The organism is Rhizobium sp. 05L419, from assembly GCF_056397845.1.
Genome location: NZ_JBFTOF010000032.1, coordinates 39,766 through 59,910, shown reverse-complemented (window position 1 = coordinate 59,910; position 20,145 = coordinate 39,766). Strand labels below are relative to the sequence as shown.

22 protein-coding genes and 3 pseudogenes are annotated in these 20,145 nt (G+C 60.5%); 16 read left to right on the top strand and 9 right to left on the bottom strand.

Annotated features, from left to right (window positions below; genetic code table 11):
- The 4 genes from AC1DMK_RS27440 to AC1DMK_RS27425 form a co-directional block, all read left to right on the top strand.
- A partial coding sequence (locus AC1DMK_RS27440) for an ISAzo13-like element transposase-related protein (protein ID WP_477863541.1) occupies positions 1-230 on the top strand: 230 nt, incomplete at its 5' end.
- Positions 231-576: 346 nt separating this feature from the next.
- The gene (locus AC1DMK_RS27435; protein WP_477863540.1) at positions 577-1,428 is read left to right on the top strand and encodes a type IV toxin-antitoxin system AbiEi family antitoxin domain-containing protein; all 852 of its coding nucleotides are present in this window, start codon (positions 577-579) and stop codon (positions 1,426-1,428) included.
- On the top strand, positions 1,415-2,338 hold the full coding sequence (locus AC1DMK_RS27430; protein ID WP_477863539.1) for a nucleotidyl transferase AbiEii/AbiGii toxin family protein: 924 nt from the start codon (positions 1,415-1,417) through the stop codon (positions 2,336-2,338). The genes AC1DMK_RS27435 and AC1DMK_RS27430 overlap by 14 nt, the downstream gene beginning before the upstream one ends.
- 47 nt (positions 2,339-2,385) lie before the next feature.
- On the top strand, positions 2,386-2,967 hold the full coding sequence (locus AC1DMK_RS27425; RefSeq protein WP_477863538.1) for a dsDNA nuclease domain-containing protein: 582 nt from the start codon (positions 2,386-2,388) through the stop codon (positions 2,965-2,967).
- A gap of 193 nt (positions 2,968-3,160) precedes the next feature.
- On the opposite strand, the gene AC1DMK_RS27420 is transcribed toward AC1DMK_RS27425, so the two are convergent.
- Positions 3,161-4,246: an alkene reductase gene (locus tag AC1DMK_RS27420; protein WP_477863537.1), complete on the bottom strand. Its 1,086-nt coding sequence runs from the start codon at positions 4,244-4,246 to the stop codon at positions 3,161-3,163.
- A 102-nt stretch (positions 4,247-4,348) separates the two neighbouring features.
- Between AC1DMK_RS27420 and AC1DMK_RS27415 the strand changes: the two genes are divergently transcribed.
- The gene (locus AC1DMK_RS27415) at positions 4,349-5,224 is read left to right on the top strand and encodes a LysR family transcriptional regulator (protein ID WP_477863536.1); all 876 of its coding nucleotides are present in this window, start codon (positions 4,349-4,351) and stop codon (positions 5,222-5,224) included.
- A 187-nt stretch (positions 5,225-5,411) separates the two neighbouring features.
- Here the strand turns inward: AC1DMK_RS27415 and AC1DMK_RS27410 are convergent, their stop codons facing one another.
- From AC1DMK_RS27410 to AC1DMK_RS27400, 3 genes are read right to left on the bottom strand one after another with little or no spacing between them, the layout of a single operon-like run.
- Positions 5,412-6,596: an amino acid ABC transporter substrate-binding protein gene (locus AC1DMK_RS27410; RefSeq protein ID WP_477863535.1), complete on the bottom strand. Its 1,185-nt coding sequence runs from the start codon at positions 6,594-6,596 to the stop codon at positions 5,412-5,414.
- A gap of 2 nt (positions 6,597-6,598) precedes the next feature.
- Positions 6,599-7,246, bottom strand: coding sequence for a hydrolase (locus tag AC1DMK_RS27405; RefSeq protein ID WP_477863534.1), 648 nt, complete (start codon positions 7,244-7,246; stop codon positions 6,599-6,601).
- Between the two features lie 30 nt (positions 7,247-7,276).
- Positions 7,277-7,660 (bottom strand): nuclear transport factor 2 family protein, encoded by a 384-nt coding sequence (locus tag AC1DMK_RS27400; protein ID WP_477863533.1) that lies wholly within the window; start codon positions 7,658-7,660, stop codon positions 7,277-7,279.
- A gap of 116 nt (positions 7,661-7,776) precedes the next feature.
- Between AC1DMK_RS27400 and AC1DMK_RS27395 the strand changes: the two genes are divergently transcribed.
- Positions 7,777-8,703 carry a LysR family transcriptional regulator gene (locus AC1DMK_RS27395; protein WP_477863532.1) on the top strand — a complete coding sequence of 309 codons (927 nt, stop codon included), beginning with the start codon at positions 7,777-7,779 and terminating at the stop codon, positions 8,701-8,703.
- Positions 8,704-9,245: 542 nt separating this feature from the next.
- On the opposite strand, the gene AC1DMK_RS27390 is transcribed toward AC1DMK_RS27395, so the two are convergent.
- Positions 9,246-9,524, bottom strand: coding sequence for a hypothetical protein (locus AC1DMK_RS27390; RefSeq protein ID WP_477863546.1), 279 nt, complete (start codon positions 9,522-9,524; stop codon positions 9,246-9,248).
- Between AC1DMK_RS27390 and AC1DMK_RS27385 the strand changes: the two are divergent.
- Positions 9,499-9,642 (top strand): annotated as a pseudogene (locus AC1DMK_RS27385) (cold-shock protein); the annotation flags it as partial. The gene AC1DMK_RS27390 and the pseudogene AC1DMK_RS27385 sit on opposite strands and share 26 nt — an antisense overlap.
- Here AC1DMK_RS27385 and AC1DMK_RS27380 read toward each other — a convergent pair.
- Positions 9,575-9,754, bottom strand: a complete 180-nt coding sequence (locus AC1DMK_RS27380) for a hypothetical protein (RefSeq protein ID WP_477863545.1) — start codon at positions 9,752-9,754, stop codon at positions 9,575-9,577. The pseudogene AC1DMK_RS27385 and the gene AC1DMK_RS27380 overlap by 68 nt on opposite strands.
- 279 nt (positions 9,755-10,033) lie before the next feature.
- Here AC1DMK_RS27380 and AC1DMK_RS27375 point away from each other — a divergent pair, with 279 nt between their 5' ends.
- The 5 genes from AC1DMK_RS27375 (at position 10,034) to cueR (ending at position 15,662) form a co-directional block, all read left to right on the top strand.
- Positions 10,034-11,248, top strand: a complete 1,215-nt coding sequence (locus tag AC1DMK_RS27375) for an acyltransferase family protein (RefSeq protein ID WP_477863531.1) — start codon at positions 10,034-10,036, stop codon at positions 11,246-11,248.
- A gap of 74 nt (positions 11,249-11,322) precedes the next feature.
- The gene (locus AC1DMK_RS27370; protein ID WP_477863530.1) at positions 11,323-11,460 is read left to right on the top strand and encodes a hypothetical protein; all 138 of its coding nucleotides are present in this window, start codon (positions 11,323-11,325) and stop codon (positions 11,458-11,460) included.
- Positions 11,461-11,513: 53 nt separating this feature from the next.
- Positions 11,514-11,717 (top strand): heavy-metal-associated domain-containing protein, encoded by a 204-nt coding sequence (locus AC1DMK_RS27365; protein ID WP_477863529.1) that lies wholly within the window; start codon positions 11,514-11,516, stop codon positions 11,715-11,717.
- A gap of 950 nt (positions 11,718-12,667) precedes the next feature.
- Complete coding sequence (locus tag AC1DMK_RS27360; RefSeq protein WP_477863528.1) at positions 12,668-15,142, top strand: heavy metal translocating P-type ATPase; 2,475 nt, start codon at positions 12,668-12,670, stop codon at positions 15,140-15,142.
- Between the two features lie 55 nt (positions 15,143-15,197).
- Positions 15,198-15,662: a Cu(I)-responsive transcriptional regulator gene (cueR, locus tag AC1DMK_RS27355; protein ID WP_477863527.1), complete on the top strand. Its 465-nt coding sequence runs from the start codon at positions 15,198-15,200 to the stop codon at positions 15,660-15,662.
- 105 nt (positions 15,663-15,767) lie between these two features.
- Here cueR and AC1DMK_RS27350 read toward each other — a convergent pair whose 3' ends face one another.
- Positions 15,768-16,322 (bottom strand): cytochrome c, encoded by a 555-nt coding sequence (locus tag AC1DMK_RS27350; RefSeq protein ID WP_477863526.1) that lies wholly within the window; start codon positions 16,320-16,322, stop codon positions 15,768-15,770.
- A 239-nt stretch (positions 16,323-16,561) separates the two neighbouring features.
- Here AC1DMK_RS27350 and AC1DMK_RS27345 point away from each other — a divergent pair, with 239 nt between their 5' ends.
- Positions 16,562-17,065: a cytochrome b gene (locus AC1DMK_RS27345; RefSeq protein WP_477863525.1), complete on the top strand. Its 504-nt coding sequence runs from the start codon at positions 16,562-16,564 to the stop codon at positions 17,063-17,065.
- Here the strand turns inward: AC1DMK_RS27345 and AC1DMK_RS27340 are convergent.
- Positions 17,048-17,203, bottom strand: a pseudogene (locus AC1DMK_RS27340) (YqaA family protein); the annotation flags it as partial. The gene AC1DMK_RS27345 and the pseudogene AC1DMK_RS27340 sit on opposite strands and share 18 nt — an antisense overlap.
- On the opposite strand from AC1DMK_RS27340, the pseudogene AC1DMK_RS27335 reads away from it, so the two are divergent.
- Positions 17,201-17,742, top strand: a pseudogene (locus AC1DMK_RS27335) (IS5 family transposase); the annotation flags it as partial. The pseudogenes AC1DMK_RS27340 and AC1DMK_RS27335 sit on opposite strands and share 3 nt — an antisense overlap.
- Before the next feature lie 13 nt (positions 17,743-17,755).
- Here AC1DMK_RS27335 and AC1DMK_RS27330 read toward each other — a convergent pair.
- Entirely contained in the window at positions 17,756-18,829 is a 1,074-nt protein-coding gene (locus AC1DMK_RS27330; protein WP_477863524.1) for an ornithine cyclodeaminase family protein, read from the bottom strand.
- Between the two features lie 56 nt (positions 18,830-18,885).
- Between AC1DMK_RS27330 and AC1DMK_RS27325 the strand changes: the two genes are divergently transcribed.
- Complete coding sequence (locus AC1DMK_RS27325; RefSeq protein ID WP_024324002.1) at positions 18,886-19,347, top strand: Lrp/AsnC family transcriptional regulator; 462 nt, start codon at positions 18,886-18,888, stop codon at positions 19,345-19,347.
- Between the two features lie 304 nt (positions 19,348-19,651).
- Entirely contained in the window at positions 19,652-20,059 is a 408-nt protein-coding gene (locus AC1DMK_RS27320; RefSeq protein ID WP_477863523.1) for a hypothetical protein, read from the top strand.
- The last annotated feature ends 86 nt before the right edge of the window (positions 20,060-20,145 follow it).

Below are 20,145 nucleotides of genomic sequence, written 5' to 3'. Positions count from 1 at the left end.
GCCATATTACTCAGAACTGGCGCGGTCGCCCGCTCGAAAGTCGCCTGGCAGTGGTCGAACTGATCGGAGCCACCACGACAAAGACCGGCCTCAAGGTCGAATGTGCCCTCGACACCCGCACCTACCACAAAGGCGTCAAGGTCTCCAATRCCCAGATGGCAAGCCTCGACATCACCGGCGACGCTTTCCATCCAGAGTGGAACTACACCATCACCCCAAGAAACACGTAGCGGTTATTCTGCGAACTGTCCTAAGTGAAGCTACACTCAGAAGAACCTTCCAGTGGGACGCAGCTCTCCGACCTCCACCTGCCCTCGGCGGGGCTTACTTTGAGGTCCACCCGACATTGACGTCCCCTTTACGCAATACCTTTTCTGCCGGATTAGGGCCGCCGTTGAATGCGGCCCCAGAAATCACAAGGGCGCCCAACCCGATCATCGGGCAGCGCCCTCGTCACCCACGATTCCCATAAAAATTATGAGGTTTGGGAAAGGCTATAATTGTCGCCTTTCAGTTTACAAATACAGGAAAATATAAACTTGACTGGCGGTTTGGCAAATGCCTATAATGTAAACCATGAGTAAAGAATTTTCAGGAAAGCTAAACAACCTGCAGCGCGAGCTACCCGAGGGGCTTGTCGTGGACTCGGCGTGGCTGAAGGCACGCGGCTACTCCGCGCAGTTGTGCCGCAAGTACGTCACAAATGGCTGGCTGGAGCGATTGACGCACGGCGTCTATCGCAAGCCCGGCGGCAAACTCCTATGGGAGCACGTCGTCATATCGCTGCAAACCCTGCTCATGAAGCCGCTCCTGGTCGGCGGCGGCACGGCGCTGTCGCTTCACGGCTTCTCCCATTACCTCAGACGGGAGGAGAAAGAGGTCCACCTATACGGTCCGGAGGACGCGCCCACCTGGCTCAACAAGTTGCCGCTGCAGATCGCATTCGTCTCTCACAATAGCGGCGCGCTGTTTCGCAATGAACCGATCCATTTCGGGCTGACAAGTCTTGGCTGGAATCTGAAAGACAGCAGCCGAGTCAGCGACGAAAGCCCGCATGGCGGGTCGTTCCGCGTCATGCCGTGGGGGCAGTGGGACTGGCCGCTGACGCTATCAACCCCCGAGCGGGCCGTCCTTGAAATGCTGGATGGACTGCCCGCACACGAGAGTTTCGATCAAGCCGACAAGATCATGGAAGGTCTCACGACCCTCAGCCCCCGGCGGCTGCAGAAACTGCTGCTTGATTGCAAGAGCATCAAGGTCAAGCGCCTGTTCTTCTTCTTCGCGGACCGCCATGACCATCCGTGGCGCAAGCACCTCGACAAGGACGCCGTCAATCTGGGAACCGGCAAGCGGATGCTCGTGCCGGGCGGCCGCCTTGACCCCACCTACCTGATCACCGTGCCGGAGGAATTATATGCCGGTCAATGAGCGGTACAGGGATCAGGTCACATTGTTGGTCCATACCATTCCGGCCGTGGCGGAAGAGAAGGACTTCGCCCTTAAGGGCGGCACCGCCATCAATCTCTTCGTGCGCGACATGCCGCGCTTGTCGGTCGATATCGACCTGACTTTCCTGCCCGTCATGCCGCGTGAAGAATCGCTGGCCGCCATCGAAGCCGCGCTGCTGCGGATCAAGAAGAGCATCGAGACAAGCATCATGGGCGCCCGCGCCCATGAAAGCCGGCAGGGCGACGGCAGCCTCACCCGTCTCGTCGTCCAGCAGGGGCGTACACAGATCAAGATCGAGGTCACGCCCGTGCTGCGCGGATGCGTCTTTGCACCTGAAGCGCGGCCCGTATCGCCGGCTGTCGAGGACGCGTTCGGCTTCGCGGAGATGCAAGTCGTATCCCTCGCCGATCTATATGCGGGAAAGATCATGGCGGCCCTCGACCGGCAGCATCCGCGCGATCTCTTCGATATCAGGGATTTGCTGGCCAACGAGGGGATCAGCGACGAGCTTCGTCAGGCCTTCATCGTATATCTGATCAGCCACGGGCGGCCCATTGGCGAGGTGATCACGTCAGCGCAGAAGCACATCGCGGTGGAGTACGAGAAGAACTTCGACGGCATGACGGAGGTCGCGGTCCCGCTGGAAGAACTTTATGCGGCGCGGGCGCAACTGATTGAAATCCTGATCGGCGGCATGCCGCATGAGCACCGGGAGTTCCTGGTCGGGTTTAAAAAGGGAGAGCCAGATTGGGACAAGCTCGGCGTCGCGGGCGCGAATGAACTACCGGCGGTGAAATTCAAGCAGATGAATCTCGAAAAGCTCGGTGACAAGACACGCGCGGCGCTGGCCGCGAAGCTCGCCGATATATTAGGACTGAAAGACAAGTAGGATCGTATGCTGCAGGTCATCACTGATAAATTCTTCAGGGACGTGGGGTGAAAGTGCCAGCCACTAAACAAGACCGCCATGAAGCGGAGTCCCAACCGCCGGCGGTCATCGACGCTGCCCAGCTCGGGCGCATTGAAAGCGTTCACCGGGGTTTTCTGTATCAGCACCTCTACGCGGTCGCTTGCTTGTTGCTAGCTCAGCGAGCCGGTGCCTCGGCTATTGTCGTTGAACACGATGAAGACCTGGAGATCGTTCTCCCGGACAGACGCATCTATGTGCAGGTCAAGACGCGAAACGGCGTTCTCACGCACTCTGATATCAAGGGGGCACTGGAACGCTTTGACGTTCTGAGAACCGAGCATTCAAAAGACCGCCGCACCGGCACGGCCAGTTTCGTCATCGCGGCCAACGCCGCGCCAGGGCCGACCCTGCTCGCGGCGACAAAGGCGGGGGACTGGCCCGCCGACGTGGCCCCGACGGCCAGATCGCGTTCGATCCCCTCCGTAGTGACCTCCCTTTTCGGCCCTGCCATGATCCCTGTTGTCATGATCACGAGGTCGAACTTTTCCGCGGGGAGTTCCTCGGCAACACGTTGCCTCCGCCATGAGGCTGAGATCGGCCTTTTTTGAAGCGAATATTCGAGGCCTTCTCGTCCTTGAAAGTCTGGCCGACGACCAGCACATTGGCGCCTCGCCTTGCTAAGTCCTGAGTGAATGAGCGGCCGATGCCGCCCGTTCCGCCGATGATCGCTATTTCCATTCCCTTCAGGTCAAGCGTGGTTGGATCTCGATGATGCCAGGCTATGGTAGTGCCCCCGCTTCATCAGACAGCTTCCCTCGTTGCATCGGCTTCCGGAAGGAACGGATAGTCGGTATGGCCCATCTCCGTGCCACCGAAAAAAGTTGCACGGTCAGCTTCATTCAGCGCGGCCCCGATCTTGAGGCGCTCGACGAAGTCCGGGTTTGCAAGGACCATCTGACCATAAGCCTCGAGATCGGCCAGGCCGATGGCGATGTCGGAACCGATCTGGTCACGGGGACGACCTGGTCTRTTGATAATCAAGGTCCGGTTCCAGAGCTTGCGGATATCTGCGAGAAGCTCGTCGTTGCCGGCGTGCATAATATGAACGTAAGCGAGTCCAAGCTTGTCCAACTCACCGACGAGGAGGCGATAGAGATCCGGGCCTTCGTCCCCCTCGTCGATACCCCACATTGTGATACCGGGAGACACCCTGATCGCGGTGCGTTCAGCGCCGATCTCGTCGGCGACAGCCTTGGCGACCTCCACAGCGAAGCGAGCCCGGTTCTCGATGGAGCCGCCATACTCGTCATTCCGCGCATTCGAACTCCGCGCGATGAACTGGTGAACGAGATACCCGTTGGCACCATGGATTTCGACGCCGTCTGCGCCAGCTTMAATCGCGCGACGAGCGGAGAACGCGAAGTCTCGGATCGTCTGGCGAACTTCTTCCGTCGAAAGGGCACGCGGGGTCGGAATGTCTTGTATACCCTTCGCAGTGAACATCGGTGCTCCGGGCGCGACGGCAGAAGGCGCTACAGCCTGGCGGTGATGCGGCGTGTTGTCGGGATGGGACATGCGACCCGCGTGCATGAGCTGGAAGAAGATTCGGCCGCCCTTTTCGTGGACCGCAGTGGTCACCTTCCTCCAACCGTCCACATGAGCATCCGTGTAGATGCCGGGTGTCGTGAGGTAGCCCTGCCCGTCATCGGACGGCTGAGTGCCTTCGGTAACGATCAGGCCGACGCTGGCGCGCTGCGCATAGTATTCCGCCGCGAGATCGCCCGGCGTGCCGTCCGGTTTCGCCCGAGAACGCGTCATCGGCGCCATGACAAGACGGTTGCGGAGCACGAGGTGGCCGAGAGTGGCGTGATTGAAGATGCTGTTCATCAGCTTAATCCTTGTTTCTTTATGCAAGGAATATGGACTTGCGCAGCACGCGGGATAACCATAGGAAAATGGAAATGATTATCCCATCAGTGGAGCAATAACTTGGACTACCTGAATGACATGGCGCTCTTCGTCGAGGTGGTGAAAACGCGCAGCTTCCGCCGCGCCGCCGATGCTCTCGGCATTCCGAACTCCACCTTGTCGCGTCGCGTCAGCATGCTGGAAGAAGGGATCGGCCTACGGCTGCTCAATAGGACGACGCGCAGGATCGAGCTGACGGAGGCGGGACAGCTATACTACGAGCGGTGCCGCCGCATCGTGGACGAAGCGCGGATTGCCTACGAGGAACTCGGCGGAATGGTTGCTCAACCAACCGGGGTCTTGAAGGTTTCAATTGCGGTGGACTTTGCGACTGCGTATGTCGCACCGCTCCTCCCGGAGTTTGCTTCTAGGTACCCTGGCATCAGCTTTGATCTCGACCTTACGCCGCGCAACGTCGACTTGGTGGGCGAGCCATTCGACCTGGCGATCAGAATGGCGATTCCGGAAAGCCCGACCCTTGTCAGTCGCGTCATCACCCGCCTCAGTGCGCAGTTCTATGCGGCTCCGAGCTACATCGAGAGCAATGGTGAGCCTGCTCATCCGGACGACCTCGAAAGGCATCAATGTCTGACGATGCCCACCATGACGACGTGGACCTCGCAATCCGCTGGCCGGACGGCGAGCGCGGCGGTTGGAAGCCGATTTAGGATGAACAGCGTCGCTATGATCCGTCAGCTCTCGGTTCTCGGTATGGGGATCGCTTTTCTCCCCGAACGGATAGTCGCCGATGACCTCAAGGCCGGTCGGTTGCAACACATTCTCCCCAATTGGCAGGGCGCGCCACAGGCGATCCATGCTGTAACGGAAACCAAACTCCTACCCGCCAAGACCCAGCGTTTCATCGAGTTCCTCAAGGATCGGCTCCGCGACATCTAGCGCCTGCAGAGAAAGGCGCGGACCAACCCATCCGGATCGAAGCAGCGAACTCGATGAAACGCTGCTTCTCAAGACGGAACTCAAAATCAAGTCGCGAGCGGAGATAGCGGTTGATAGCAGCCGCCACGGGAACGAGCGCCGTGCAGTCCCGAGCGGATTTTCTAGGCCGCTTTAGCAGTCTACGAAGTCATAGCGCCTTGGCATAGGGATAGATCAGTTGGCCCGACGCCATTTCGCCAGATGAGACGACGACCTGCTTCGAGCCGTCTTTGAACTGATCGGGATCGTGGCCCTCGATGCCTTGGAACTGAACCTGCAGAACGCGCGGATGCGTCCATTCGCCGTTCTTGCCGAATTTGACCTCACCCATGACCGTGTTGAAGGTCGTCTCCCGTGCGAAGGCCGACAGGGCGGCGTCATCAAGCCCGCCGGTGGCTTCGACCGCCTTGGCGACCACCTGCATCTGGGCGTAGGCCAGCGGCGCCATATAATGCCCCAGGAGATCGATGCCGGCGTCGGTCGCGCGGCCCCGGTAGGTGCTCAAAAACTCCTCCACACCCGGGAACATCATCTTGGAGACCGGGACCCAATATTCGTAGTTCACGAAGCCGTTGAGCAGCGGGCCGAGCGTGGTTTTCACCGACGTGTTCTGTGGCCCGATCATGCCAGCGCCGACCATCTTCGGGCGGAAGGGGTGAGCGTGGATGGCACGCACGAGGCCGACCGAGTCATCGAGGTAGGAGCAGAGAAACAGCAGGTCGCAGTTGCTTTCGGCGACTGCGTCGATGACAGGCGCGAAATTCTCAGTCGTCAGCGGATAGAGCTCCTCATGGACGATCCGGAAGCCGTACTTCTCGGCACTGGCCTTGGCGCCAAGAACAGGATTGCGCGAGAATTCGGCGTCGGCCGATACGAGCGCCACGGTCTCGTGCCGCGGCCTCTGCTCTACGGCGAGCGCGAAGAATCCTTCGGTGAGCGCGGCGTTCGGGTCCGGCCCGGTTGGGATCATCGCAAAATAGTTCGGGTAAGCGAGCGTATTGTTGACGCCCAGGCCCATCAGCCCGACGAAAAAGCGCTGTCGTTCCATGATCAACGGCATCGCCGGCAAAACGGTGTTGGTGCCATAGCCACCGATGACGAGATCGACCTTGTCCTCGTCGATCAACCGTTTGTAGAGGCCTGGAACGCGCAACGCGTCCGCCTGATCGTCATAGCAGACGAATTCGACGGGACGGCCGAGCAGGCCGCCCCGGTCGTTCATGTCTTCCCGCCAGATGTCATGGGCGAGCCGCGCTGATTGGCTGTTGCCCGCGAGCGGGCCCGTCAGCGAAAGGCAATAGCCGATACGGATAGGCGCGGTCGCGGACGGCATGATCAGGCGCCCGCTTTGGCGTGGGCACCAAGAAGCTGCAGTTCCCAGGCTAGGGCCACACCGGCGGCCCCGCCGTGTTCGAGAACAACACGGGCGACACCGGCGGCCGTCTCTTCGCGCGCCCAGTCACGCTGCCATTCGCCCAGCACGGCCATCCAGTTGATCGGCACCGCGCCGGCCTGAACCATGCGACGCACGGCCATGTCATGCGCTTCGGCCGAGACGCCACCCGATGCGTCGGTAACGATGAACACCTCATAGCCCTCACCGAGCGCCTGGATCGCGGGCATGGCGAGGCAGATCTCCGTGTAGAGGGCGGCCAGCACGAGTTGCTTGCGTCCGCTCTTCTTGACGATGTCGGTGACGTTCGGATCTTCCCAGGTGTTGATGAAGGTGCGGTTGATCGGCTTCTGGTCGGGGAAGACGTCGAGCAGGCCCTTGATGATGTAGCCGCCGCGCTCCTCGATCACCGAGGTCAGGATGGTCGGCACGTTGAACACCTTCGCCGTCTTGGCCAGGCCGATGACGTTATTCACGATCATCGTTGGCTCATGGCTGTTCAGATTGGTGAACTGATACGGCTGATGGTCGATCAGCACGAGGATGCTGTCTTCGGGACGCAGCAGGCCTTCAAGACCGATTTTGGGCATGGGAAACTCCTTAGAAGCGCTGAGTACGGCTCAGGCGGTGGGTTCGAGAAAGACGTAGAGAGAATGAATGCGCCCGTCCTGGAAGTGAGCGATGTCCATGCCGGTGACGGCCGCCGGGCCGTTCGGCGGTCCGGCCTGCCAGTGCAGCCGGCCGATACCGTGGTGGCCGAGAGCGGGGCCGAGCGCGGCGAAGGCAAAGTCTGGCGGCAGACTGGCGAGCAGCGCCGTCACGGCCACGGAGATCGCAGCGTGCCCGGTGACGGACGTTTCCGGCTCGTAGAGCACGGCGTCCTCGGCATAGAGTTCGCCAATCGCCGCGATCCATCGCTCGGCATCGCGCTCGCCGAATACACGCGAGAGATTGGCCTGCATGAGACGCTGGTAATCGATGGAATCTCCCGATGCGTTGGACATTGCAGTGGCCTTGCTTTGGGGTTGGGTGCCTTGGCGGAGACAATAGGGCGCCAGATCGGTTCCGATTAGTCATTGATAACTTGAACAATCTTCAACTGTTCGTTTAAGATCGGCGCATGGAAACACTGGCCAACCTGGAATCCCTCATCCGTAGCGCCGAGTGCGGCAGCTTTTCCGCGGCGGCTCGGCGGCTCGGCGTGACACCTGCCGCAGTCAGCCGCAACGTGGCCATGCTGGAACGCAACCTGGGCGTTCGCTTGTTTCAGCGCAGCAGCCGCAGCCTGTCCCTGACCGAGGACGGCGAGCGTTTCCTGGCGTCGGTCACTGACGGCGTGGAGTCTATCCGGTCGGCCATTGCCAACGTCACGACGCACTCCGGTAAGCCCGCCGGCGTGCTGAAGGTGAGCATGGCTTTGACCTTCGGCCTGGACCATGTATTGCCGTTGCTGCCGGCCTTCATGGAGCGCTATCCCGATGTTCAGTTGGACTGGAGCTTCGAGAACCGCCAGGTCGATTTGATCGGCGAGGGTTTCGACGCCGCCATCGGCGGCGGCATGGAACTGGCGCCCGGCGTGGTGGCACGGCGATTGGCTCCGCTGCATGTCATCGCCGTGGCTTCGCCGGAATACATGCAAGGCCACCAACCGCCGCGGCAACCTCACGAACTGGCTATGCTCGATGGACTCTCCATGCGCTCGGCTCACACCGGTCGCGTGCGCGTCTGGAGGATGCGCAACCGCGAAGGCGTCGAAACGACGCTGGAACACAAAGCGCGCATGGTGGCCAACGATCCCGAGGCGATATGCCGTGCGGCCTTGATGGGTTTGGGAGTGGCAATGATCGCCGTACCATATGTGGAGCGGCATCTGGAAAGAGGTGCGCTGCTACGCCTGTTGCCAGATTGGCACGCTGACCTCGGCGCGATATCCCTCTATTTCACCAGTCAGAAACTGCTGCCCGCCAAGACCCGCGCCTTTGTCGACCATGTGACCGCCGCGTTCCGCGAACAGAACCTGGCGCGGCGATTTTCAGCGGAACGATGACCGAGCAGCTGCCTGTAGTAGCGCAATCTCCAATTCTGTCGCAACATTGGATACTGCGGACCACTATCGGACGCGGAATCATAGTGCTCCAGCAGAAACGTAGTTCTCAGTTTCATCAACGCTGGGGCGCCAAAATTTACGCATGTCCATTGTCCATACCGAAGACATAGGTAACAGAGCGTTCCTAATACATGGGTGACAACCTCGTGTGGCGCGGCGCAACCTTCTGGACAGATCGGCGTCAGCTTTCGGACACCAGAACGGAATTCTACCCAGTGTGTATCGGAGCTCCCACGTCGGAAGATTTGAACGCCGGACTGGAAGTACTGAGCACACTTCTTGCTGACCGGCAGCCACGCTTCTTTTAGCTCTTGAGGATCGATTCCGGAACGAGTGATCGTTGAACGGCAGCTGTTGGCGCGATCAGGCGGAGGCGTTCGTCTGGAGTCGGCCCGAAGCGGTCGACTGCCGAAAAACKAGAAGTACTTGGTTGTGATTTCACCCGCAACGCTCGTTGCGATCAATGGTTACGATCCGGTCGCCTATTTCCTAGATAACCGGGCGATCAAGGGGTCGGAGAAGTAGAACAAAGCCTCGATCAGATGGTCCCGAAGGATGCCCAAAACCGGCATCGGTACGCGCGCGTCGCCGGCTGCGGCCGCTACGAGATTCAAGTCCTTCAGAGCAAGGGGCGCGGCGAAACCAGCTGGGCGAATACGCTCGTCGACCAGAATTTGACCGTAGATCTGAGGATCGAGTTCCGGAACGAGTGATCGTTGAATGTCCGCTGTTGGCGGATCGACCGACGCATTCGTCCACATATCGGCTGTTCAGCATTCGGGTCTCTCCGGATTGAAGGAAGGCCAGAAGGTCAGCTACGAGATCGTTCAGGATCGGCGGTCAGGAAAGTCTTCTGCTGAAAAACTGAAGGTCCTTTAGACGAACGGACGTGGTCCGGGATCTTCAAACGGCCGACGTCTTCCACGGGGATGCCGTCACGTCCGCGCAAAAGAAGCGCGCCCGTTCCAATATCGCCCTTGTTCGAGCGCATCGTCTTCGCCCGAAACGAGGGGTGGGCTCCCGTGTCTTGGGGCCAATCGCCAGATCGCGTCGGCCGTTGTTGTCGTCTTCCTTGCAGCCGTCGCGCTTCACACGCTCTTCCATGGCTAGAAGCGACGTGACCGCGATATCGTGGAATTTTACGAAAAATTTAGGTTAATTTTATCGATATCAATCTGCTTGTTTCGATCTGAAAAAAGAAAGCTACAACTTTCACTGGCATGTCCCTGGCGTGCCCAAATCCCTTCAGACAGAACCACGGATCGTCGCAATGAACATTATTGCCAATTCGGATTCCGCATTTTTTCCCTCGGCACGAAGTCTCTCATCTCAAACCACGGAGAAGGTGCGGTCCAGGGCGGTTGGCCCCGATGTCCTGCGATCTTTGGCAATCCTTCTCGTCATGCTCGTGCATCTCCCTGTCGAGGCGACGCCGTCCATGCTCGTCGGCGTCCGCAACTATGCATGGGTGGGCGTCGATATCTTCTTTGTTCTGAGCGGGTTTCTGATCGGAACCCAGCTCTTCAAAGAGGTCTCGCGGACGGGAGGGGTGGATCTGAAGTCCTTCTATCTCCGCCGCGCCTTCCGTATTTTCCCGGCATTTTTCGTTGTTCTCGGCCTCTACGCGATCTTCCCCGTGCTTCGAGACGCCCCGACGATGCAATCGGTCTGGAGCTTCGCGACCTTCACTGTGAACTTCGACTTCGATCCGCGCATAGGCCGAGCCTTCACGCAGGCATGGTCGCTGTGCGTCGAGGAGCATTTCTATCTGGTTTTGCCGCTGCTCGTATTGCTCTTGCATCGTCGGATCAGCATGGGTTGGACGCTTCTCATCGCGGCTTCAATGGTCGTTGCGGGAGTGATCCTTCGCTACACGATCTGGGAAGGCCAGGTCGGCGTACTCGTCGATGCCGGCAAGCTGAGAGATGCCTTCGCCGTCTATCTCAGGGACGTATACTACCCGACATACACACGCTTGGACGGACTGATGTTCGGCGTAGTCCTTGCTGCAGCGAGGTTTTTCAAGCCGGAACTGTGCAAGCGCTACGCGCCTCCGCGTGTGACACTCCCGATAGGTGTCGCTCTCGTCGCGATCGCCCTTGTCCTGTTCTCGATCCGTGGACCGCTTGAAGGAACCAATCTCTTTCTCGTGTTCCAGGCGCAGCTAGGTTCGGTGGCCGGGTTCCCTTTGATCTCGATCGGTATCGCGCTCGTTCTCGGCGCCATGCTCGACCTGGAACATGCTCTGAAACGATGGCCGGTTCCGGGTGTCGTAGTCGTCGCAACCTTGTCGTACAGCTTGTATCTGACCCATAAGTCGGCCTTCCATGTCGACAGGCTCGTCTTTGGGGAACAGAACCTTCAGGGCGGCGTCGGCTTCGTGGTCTATCTTGTCACTAGCTTCGCTGTGGCGGTTGTGCTGTGGTTCTGCGTTGAGAGGACCTTCCTTCTCTTTCGCGACCGCATTCTCTCTTCTGGCCGATGACTTGCATTCTTCCACTTCGGGACGAGAAAGCTCGGGGAGCCGGGCTGACGACAGCGGCCGCTCGTCTTGAATCCTTGATCGCATGGAACGACGGCAAGCTGCCGTCGAAAGGAGGATGGAAGGCGCTGGCGGGCGATATCGGCCCATCGCCGGAAGCGCTCTATCGGGAGCTGTCGAAGCGGCACAATTCCTATGTGCAGGACCGGACTTGACCTTCCCATGGTTGGAAGCCCCATATCGGAGCGGTCAATCTTTGGAGACCTCGATGTACGAATTCGAAATTCAGAACATGACCTGCGGCCATTGCGCCAGCACAGTCGAAAAAGCAATCAAAGCAGCCGATCCGGAAGCTTCCGCCAGCATCGATCTTGCGGCCAGGACTGCCAAGGTTGAAACGAAGGGCGATCCAGCCGCGATCAAAACTGCCATTGAGAAAGCGGGTTATCCATCCAATTTCAAACAAATTTGATTTCCGGAGCGGAGCCCCAGGTGAAACAGGTGGTTCCGCGCCGAAGTCCCAAACCGTCACCGGGGCGACTGATAGGTCTGCGGCGACCGACGATATGCTTCTTCGCAGCGCGACGAACAAAACCACCTCCCTGCAACGCGGCCCGTCGATAGGGTGAATATGGTGGCATGCATCTTACACACCGGATCGATCCAGGCCGGGTCAGCCGACGGAGCAAGCTCGATCTCGTAGAGAGGGACTTCCCCGGCTACCGATCTGAGCGCCACCATTCCAAGGCCGCGCACCAGGATGCCTCTGGCGACAGCCCCCTCGGCAATGGGCTGAGTGGCAAGCACGGGTGAGCGGTAGCCGTGGTTCCTTACGGCATGCCTGCAACAGCGTTCCGAGTATCTGGATCGCCGTATCGGGTTCAGGAAACGAGAGCATTGCCTCATCGCCGATCCATTTGATCGGGGGCTCGTAGCCGCTGAGGGCGTCGCGGACCATGCTCTCGAATACCTCAAGCACGTGAAGCGCGACTGCGTCGCCAGAAATGTCCGCAATCGCGCTGAATCCCGCAATGTCTATGAACGCAACGGTGGCCGGTGCCGAAACCGAATTCTGTCGACGCCACACATCGCTCTCCATCGCCACTCCTACTGGCGCTTGCGTCAGAGCATCGAGCGCTGGTTCCTCGACTGTAGAAAAAGGCTGGCACGTATTTCCGTACGCCGACACTCTAAACCGAAGGGTGGCGGGGCGACGCGCCTAGAAATGAAGACGGGACGCTCACTGGTGTTCACCTCCAAATCCTCTTGCGACCGCCTCTGCGTTGCCCTCGTACGCAGCCGGATCCTAGTGGCTGTCGCTCGCGTCCTGAAGAGAGCTTCTGAAATCGCCAGTAAGAGGCTCTTGACCTTCCCATCATGGGAAGGATTACTTATGTGTGCAGTTGAATGAAGGATCGTCCCATGACTGCCATATCACAGATCGAAAAATCGACCGCGCTGCCCATTCCGGCCGAGTTCGCCATCGAAGGAATGTCCTGTGCGTCGTGCGTCGCAAGGGTGGAACGGGCGATCAAGGCCGTTCCCGGCGTCGATACGGCGTCGGTGAACCTCGCGACCGAACGCGCGACGGTGACGTTCATGGACACGGTGGACGCGGCCGCCGTCCTGCAAGCCATCGAAGGCGCAGGCTACGAAGCCCGGATCGAAACGCTGGAGATGCTTGTCGAGGGCATGACCTGCGCCTCCTGCGTCTCGCGCGTCGAGCGAGATCTGAAAGCCGTACCGGGGGTGGTCGATGCCTCCGTCAATCTGGCGACCGAGAAGGCCACCATCCGCTACGCGGCGGGTACGGCGTCCGTCCGAACACTGGAGGACGCCATCCGCACGGCCGGATACGAGCCTAAATTCGAAAGCCGATCGGACAAGGCCGATGCCACCGATCGCCGCGACGTCGAGACGCGTTCGCTCGCGCTCCGTCTCGGCGTATCCGCCATTCTCACCCTGCCGCTGTTCGTGATCGAAATGGGCTCGCACTTCATACCGGGGGTCCACGAGTTCGTCATGGACACCGTTGGCATGCGCGAGAGCCTCTATCTGCAGTTCGGGCTGGCGACCGTCGTCCTGTTCGGACCTGGGCTGGCGTTCTTCCGGAAGGGCGTGCCCAATCTCCTGCGGCTTGCTCCCGACATGAACTCGCTCGTGGCGCTCGGAACTTCGGCTGCCTGGGCATACTCCGTCGTCGCGACATTCGCCCCCGCCGCGCTGCCTGCAGGAACCGTGAACGTCTATTACGAGGCAGCAGCCGTCATCGTGACCCTGATACTGCTCGGCCGCTACCTCGAAGCCCGCGCGAAGGGAAAGACGAGCCAGGCCATCAAGCGCCTGCTCGGCCTACAGGCCAAGATCGCCTTCGTGGAGCGGTCCGGGACATTCGTGGAGATCGATATCGACGAGGTCGTGGTCGGGGACGTGATCCGCATTCGTCCCGGCGAGAAGGTTCCGGTGGACGGCACGGTGGCTTCCGGAGCGTCCTACGTCGACGAGGCCATGATCACCGGCGAGCCCGTCCCCGTCTCGAAATCCATTGGCAGCGAGGTGGTCGGCGGCACGATCAACAAGACGGGTTCGTTCACGTTCCGCGCGACCAAGGTCGGCGCCGACACCGTGCTCGCCCAGATCGTCCGGATGGTCGAGGCCGCGCAAGGGTCCAAGCTGCCGATCCAGGCTCTGGTGGACAGGGTGACAGGCTGGTTCGTCCCCGCCGTCATCCTCGCCGCGCTGCTGACATTCGGCTCCTGGATGATCCTCGGCCCCTCCCCGGCGCTGAGCTTCGCACTGGTGAACGCCGTCGCCGTCCTGATCATCGCCTGCCCGTGCGCGATGGGCCTTGCGACGCCGACGTCGATCATGGTCGGCACGGGCCGTGCGGCAGAGCTCGGAATCCTGTTCCGCAAGGGCGAAGCGCTGCAGAGCCTACGCGAGGCCCGCATCGTCGCCCTGGACAAGACCGGAACGCTGACAAAGGGCAAGCCGGAGCTGACCGACTTCCGGGTCTCGGACGGCTTCCTGCGCGAGGACGTCCTCGCCTGGGTGGCAAGCCTCGAGGCGCTGTCGGAGCATCCGATCGCAGAAGCCATCGTCAAGGCCGCCAAGGCGGAGGGACTTGCGCTCGGCGACGTGGAGGGTTTCGAGGCGTCTCCAGGATATGGCGTGAAAGGAACCGTCGCAGGTCGATCGGTGCTCGTGGGCGCGGATCGGGCGCTGGTCCGCGAGGGCGTCTCCGTGGAAGGATTCGCCCCCGTCGCCGAGGAACTCTCCGGCAAGGGCAGATCGCCGCTCTATGTCGCCGTGGACGGCCGGCTTGCGGCGATCGTTGCAGTGTCGGATCCCGTCAAGGAAACGACGCCCGAGGCGATCAGGTCCCTGCATGCCCTGGGTCTCGAAGTGGCGATGATCACTGGAGACAACCGTCGCACCGCGGAGGCTGTCGCCGCCCAGCTCGGCATCGACCGGGTGATTGCGGAGGTGCGTCCAGAAGGCAAGGTGGAGGCCGTCAAACGGCTCCGCGAGGGCGGCAAGGTCGCGTTTGTCGGCGACGGCATCAACGACGCCCCGGCCCTCACGGAGGCAGACGTGGGACTTGCCGTGGGCACCGGCACCGACGTTGCCATCGAGAGCGCCGACGTCGTGCTGATGTCCGGAGACCTCACGGCGGTCGTTAGGGCCGTCGGGCTCAGTCGCGCGACCATCCGAAACATCAAGCAGAACCTGTTCTGGGCGTTCGTCTACAACGCCAGCCTCGTGCCCGTTGCGGCCGGCGGTCTATACCCGGTCAACGGCACGCTGCTTTCGCCGGTCTTCGCCGCCGGCGCAATGGCCATGTCGAGCGTGTTCGTCCTCGGCAACGCCCTTCGGCTTCGCCGTATCCAACCTTGAAGCAACAGGAGCGTCGCCGTAGCGGCGCGCCCTTCCGTATCGACAGGAGCACAGAATGAACATCGGAGAGGCAGCCAAGGCCAGCGGCGTATCGGCCAAGATGATCCGGTACTACGAGCAGATAAAGGTGATCGCGCCGGCGCATCGCACGGAATCGAGTTATCGCACCTACGGCGAAAACGACGTCCACACCCTGCGATTCATACGCAGAGCGCGGGACCTCGGTTTCTCCGTCGACCAGATGAAGACGCTGCTGGCTCTCTGGCGGGACAGGTCGAGAGCGAGCGCCGACGTGAAGAGCATCGCCCGCGAGCATATCGAGGAGCTCGAGCGCAAGGCGGCTGCGATCCACGCGATGACCGCCACGCTCAAGCAACTGGTCAAGCACTGCCACGGCGACGACCGGCCCGACTGCCCGATCATCGACGAGTTCGCCAATCCGGACGATGAAGTGCCGCCGCCCGCGATCACCCCCCGCTTCGGCCTCAACGGGCTGAAGACGGAGCACGGCGGACGATAGCCGCCTGGATCCAACCTTTCACAAGTCAGCTCCAGACCGTCCTTGTTAAAGGTTGCGCTCTAAGGCTTGAACAAGGCGAACAATCCCGGTCCTTAGGAGTCGTTCTCATTCCATCCTGAATTTTGCGTGGCATGTGGTGCAGGTCTGGAGCATGAGGTGGAAGGCATGTTCCGCCGGCATCGCCGACAGCTCCTGCTCGTTGCGGACGTGGGTGCCGAGCGGGCCGCCGCCCATGGGCTCTCCAGGCTTCATCCGCATGCCGGCGGACATCGGACCGGGGTTATTCTCCGCCGCGGCGTCCAGAGCGACGGCGTAGTCGCGCAGGTCGTTCGCGAACCGGTTGAACCTGTCGCGCTCCTCGAGGATGTTCGGCCTCGCCTTTGACTGCGGGCTGGCGGCCTCGGACGCAAAGTGTCCGGCGAGAACGCTCCCCGACCTGTCGCGGATGGTGTCGGCCGCCCACCTGAACTCGGCGGCCTTGTAGATCGCCGGATCCTTGAACATGCCCGAGATCGTCTTCGCCGCGGCGGCCATGGCCTTCATGTCCGCCTGCCGAAGGGCGACGACGTCCTCGGCGGCAGGCGTCGGGACCGCCGTCATCAAGACCGCGCCCATCAAGGCAAGTCGTCCAAACCTGTTCACGTAGGTGGTCTGTCTCATAAGCTTGCGTTCCGAACTCGGCTCCATTTCACTTGCCACGGATATCCGTTCTCATCTGGGCAGCAAGAGGGCGAATGCCCTCCTCGATCACACCGCCATCTTGCGGCAGCTCTCGGCGCAGCGGCGGTAGGCGTCGCCGCAGCTCTGCATGTCGCCGATCCGCTCGTCGTCAGCGACTTGCCGATGAGGAAGCGTTAACCGCCGCCGGCTAGTCTGCGCCTCTCGCGCGGAGAGGATCGATGAAAGGCGGCTATTCGCTGGCACAGATAGGACTTCACTGGCTGGTCGCCCTCCTGGTGCCGGTCCAGTATCTGACGGGCGGCAGCATCGAGAGAACCCACCACGCCGTCCACATGGGCATGACACCGTCGCACTGGGACGTCGTCCAGCATCACCTCCACAACTACACGGGAATGGCGGTCGGCCTGCTGATGGGCGTGCGGCTGGTTCTCCGAATACTTCAGCCGCGCCAGGCCGGCGCGCCCGGCACATGGACCGGACGGGCCGCCACGGCGCTGCATCACGCCTTCTACGCAGCGATCATCGGACAGGCCTGCATGGGATTCGTCGCAAGCTACTTCTGGTTCGGGATCGCGCCGTACCACGTCGTGGGGTCGAAAATCATCCTGGCGATGGTCGCGCTGCATCTCGCTGCGTCGGCCTGGCACACGCTAGTCTCCCGTGACGAGACGGTCGATCGGATGGTGTTCCCGCGCCGGAAGCGGTCAGCCCAAGAACGGTAAAGTGGCCAGCGTCAACACGACGTAGCGGCCCGTCTTGGCCACGAACACAAGGATCGTGAACGCAAGCAGCGGCTCCCTGAGCACTCCGGCGACAACCGTGAGAGCGTCTCCAAACACCGGCATCCAGGAAAGCAGCAAAAGGGCGTCTGGTGGCGCATGATCGCGGTGATGTCGGACGATCCGGACTTCGAATATCTGATCGTCGATTCCACCATCATCCGCGCCCATCAGCACGCCGCCGGCGCAAAAAAGGGGCTGAAGATCAGGCCCTTGGCCGCTCTCGAGGCGGCCTGAGCACCAAAATCCATATGGCTGTGCGTGGTCTCGGCTGCCCGGTCCGCTTCACACTTGCCGCGGGCCAGAAGGGCGATGCGCCGCAAGCCGATGCCCTGATCGAGGGCCTACCCGCCGACATCCTCATGGCCGACACCGCTTATGACAGCGATCGCCTGCGCAATGCCATCGCTGATAAAGGCGCTGTGGCGGTGATCCCCAATAATCCCTGCCGCGCTCAAAAATACCCACTGGACAAGGAGCTCTATGCCCAACGCCACCTGATCGAATGCTGCTTCTCCAAACTCAAGCAGTTCAGAAGAGTCGCAACGCGCTTCGAGAAAACGGCGAGAAACTACCTCGCCGTCGTCACCATCGCAGCAATCGTCCTATGGATCAGATAACAGTCCAGGCCATCTAGAGAGAAATAGCTTGGCCCACACCCAGGCGTTTGGCCTCGCGGTAAGCGAGGTCGGCTGCCACCATATCCTCCATGGCGACGCCCATGGCCTTGTAGATCGTGATCTGCTGATCAGACGTCCGACCTGATCGCTGCCCCAGCAACATCGCACCAAGATCGGTGCCTGCTTCGGGATCAATATTTACGAGTTCGCAGCAGCCCACGGGTGTTGGCGCGAACGAATCCCGCGTCTCAACAAAGAGGGTGCCGCGCGCCATCAAATCGATCGGAAGTTCGCCGCCGGGGGGGGCGACACCAACCGAGGACACGTGCGTTCCTGGTTGAACCCATTCTGCGGATATTGCGGGGACATAGGAGTGCGTCGCGAGGCACACAACATCTGAAGAGCGTATCGCCGCCTCGAGGTCCTCGACGGCAGTGATGCCTGAATGACGTGAAGCCAGCGCCTGCGCATCAGCAAAATCTCTAGAGAACACTCGAATTTCCTGGAAATCGCGAACGAGCGGCAACAGGTGAAGGTGCTGGCTAGCTTGAACGCCCGCGCCCACGACGGTCGCGACCTTGGCATTGCGCCTGGCGAGCTCTCGCACCGAGAGGACCGCTGAGCCAGACGTGCGTACGGCCGTAATGTAGGTACCATCCATAATGCAAACAGGCATCCCTGTTTCTGGATCGAAGAGGTGTATTGTTGCGAGGTGACTGGGGATGCCCCGGGCGATATTGCCTTCGAACACGTTGACCAGTTTTACGGTCAAATGCATTCCCTTCATCCAGGCCGGCATCGCCAACGAATAGCCCGCATTCGGAATATCGAGTTGTGGCCGCGCTGGATTGACGACACGACCGTCGGAGAGCGCTTTGAACCCGTCCGCTAGCGCGTCGAGCAGCTTGCGCAGGTCGATGCATGTTTTGACCTCCGCTTCGCTCAGCGAGAGAATCTTGATCTCACCTTTGGTGTGAGTGCTTAAGGCAGGTTGGGTTCTGTGCATGATGTTGCTTGCCTTCGTCTGGTTGGGGTTTAGTTGCTTTCCAACCGTATTGCGGCAAACGGCGCGGCGAAATATAGTCATTTCGACTTTTTTGCGTGATTATCGCGCATTCCAACCCAAGAAAGTGTGAATCAGAAATGAGTGACTTGGACCGTGTCGATCGGATGCTGCTCGGGCTATTGCAAGAAGATGGTCGCCGAACTGTTCTTGACCTCGCCGAACGCGTTGGATTGTCACCCACCGGCGCATCGCAGCGCATCAAGCGGCTTTTCAGTGAAGGCTTTATCCGCGCTGTGCGGGCTGTGCTCGAGCCTTCAAAGATCGGACGCGGCACGCTCGTCTTTATCGAGGTAAGGCTCGATCACACCGCGCCGCACGTCTTCGACCGCTTTGCAGAGGCTGTTGCGAAGGCACCCGAAATCATCGAATGTCATATGGTGATTGGTGGCTTCGACTACCTGGTCAAAGCACGAATAGCGGACATGGCGACGTTTCAGGAATTCCTGCAGCGGGTCATTCTGCCGCTTCCTGGCGTCAGAGAAACCCACAGTTACGCATCAATCGGTGATGTGAAGCCTGACGCATTGTTGCCGCTTTGACACCTCCGATTTCCCGGACCGGTTGAGACTGGAAATTCCAGTCTAGACGGAGTTTTCGGCATGAAAAAAGTCGAAGTTCACGGAGGTGCAGATCGCTTTCATTCTGCGGCAAACCGGGGAGCGAACGCCGGTTCCCGTGGTCTGTCGGTAGTCGCGCGTCGCCGCCATCGTCTTATCGATCAGACAAGTGTCCACGCCACCTAGCTGTGCACAACGCGATGTTCGCGCCACATAAAGGACTCGAACATCGACGAGACATAGGTCCTAGTTGAAATCGGGCTGCTTTGCATGTAGCTCGTTGGGAATGGGCAAGATGTACCGAATCACAGTGAGCAGGCTGCTCGTGATGATGCGGCTGGTGATCATCGTATCACTGGCGGGGTACTCGCTGTCGAACGCCAACGCCGCGATGCACGGCTCCTCTTTCCCCGACCTGAAGGCCGTCGTCTCGGACGTGACACCGTCTCATGAAGGCCACGACATGACGCAGGCGGCCCATCACGGCCGCTCGCATGGCGACGCATCCCACGATGACGATGGTGCGTCGAAGCTCGTCAAGCAGGAATGCTGCAAGGACTTCTGCGGCGGCTTTGGCATCATTTGTGCAAGCCCCGACGTCGGCGGACCCGTCGTGACCTCGATCCGGCAGTTCGTCGACGACCGGACGACCCTTGGCGAACTGCCGACCCTCGACCGTCCCCCGAATATCTGAATAGAGACGCGCCCGCTTGATCGGGTCCAGTCGGCCGCCTGCCTTTTAGGCGAGCGCCCGTAGGCTATCTCTTATTCGGAAATTTC

Coding starts and splice junctions, on each gene's coding strand:
- AC1DMK_RS27320 (WP_477863523.1), top strand. CDS start 19,652: ATGGGCAAGATGTACCGAATCACAGTGAGCAGGCTGCTCGTGATGATG.
- AC1DMK_RS27360 (WP_477863528.1), top strand. CDS start 12,668: ATGACTGCCATATCACAGATCGAAAAATCGACCGCGCTGCCCATTCCG.
- AC1DMK_RS27395 (WP_477863532.1), top strand. CDS start 7,777: ATGGAAACACTGGCCAACCTGGAATCCCTCATCCGTAGCGCCGAGTGC.
- AC1DMK_RS27350 (WP_477863526.1), bottom strand. CDS start 16,322: ATGAGACAGACCACCTACGTGAACAGGTTTGGACGACTTGCCTTGATG.
- AC1DMK_RS27430 (WP_477863539.1), top strand. CDS start 1,415: ATGCCGGTCAATGAGCGGTACAGGGATCAGGTCACATTGTTGGTCCAT.
- AC1DMK_RS27400 (WP_477863533.1), bottom strand. CDS start 7,660: ATGTCCAACGCATCGGGAGATTCCATCGATTACCAGCGTCTCATGCAG.
- AC1DMK_RS27405 (WP_477863534.1), bottom strand. CDS start 7,246: ATGCCCAAAATCGGTCTTGAAGGCCTGCTGCGTCCCGAAGACAGCATC.
- AC1DMK_RS27390 (WP_477863546.1), bottom strand. CDS start 9,524: ATGTGGACGAATGCGTCGGTCGATCCGCCAACAGCGGACATTCAACGA.
- AC1DMK_RS27330 (WP_477863524.1), bottom strand. CDS start 18,829: ATGACTATATTTCGCCGCGCCGTTTGCCGCAATACGGTTGGAAAGCAA.
- AC1DMK_RS27410 (WP_477863535.1), bottom strand. CDS start 6,596: ATGCCGTCCGCGACCGCGCCTATCCGTATCGGCTATTGCCTTTCGCTG.
- AC1DMK_RS27435 (WP_477863540.1), top strand. CDS start 577: ATGAGTAAAGAATTTTCAGGAAAGCTAAACAACCTGCAGCGCGAGCTA.
- AC1DMK_RS27365 (WP_477863529.1), top strand. CDS start 11,514: ATGTACGAATTCGAAATTCAGAACATGACCTGCGGCCATTGCGCCAGC.
- AC1DMK_RS27325 (WP_024324002.1), top strand. CDS start 18,886: ATGAGTGACTTGGACCGTGTCGATCGGATGCTGCTCGGGCTATTGCAA.
- cueR (WP_477863527.1), top strand. CDS start 15,198: ATGAACATCGGAGAGGCAGCCAAGGCCAGCGGCGTATCGGCCAAGATG.
- AC1DMK_RS27345 (WP_477863525.1), top strand. CDS start 16,562: ATGAAAGGCGGCTATTCGCTGGCACAGATAGGACTTCACTGGCTGGTC.
- AC1DMK_RS27375 (WP_477863531.1), top strand. CDS start 10,034: ATGAACATTATTGCCAATTCGGATTCCGCATTTTTTCCCTCGGCACGA.
- AC1DMK_RS27380 (WP_477863545.1), bottom strand. CDS start 9,754: ATGCGCTCGAACAAGGGCGATATTGGAACGGGCGCGCTTCTTTTGCGC.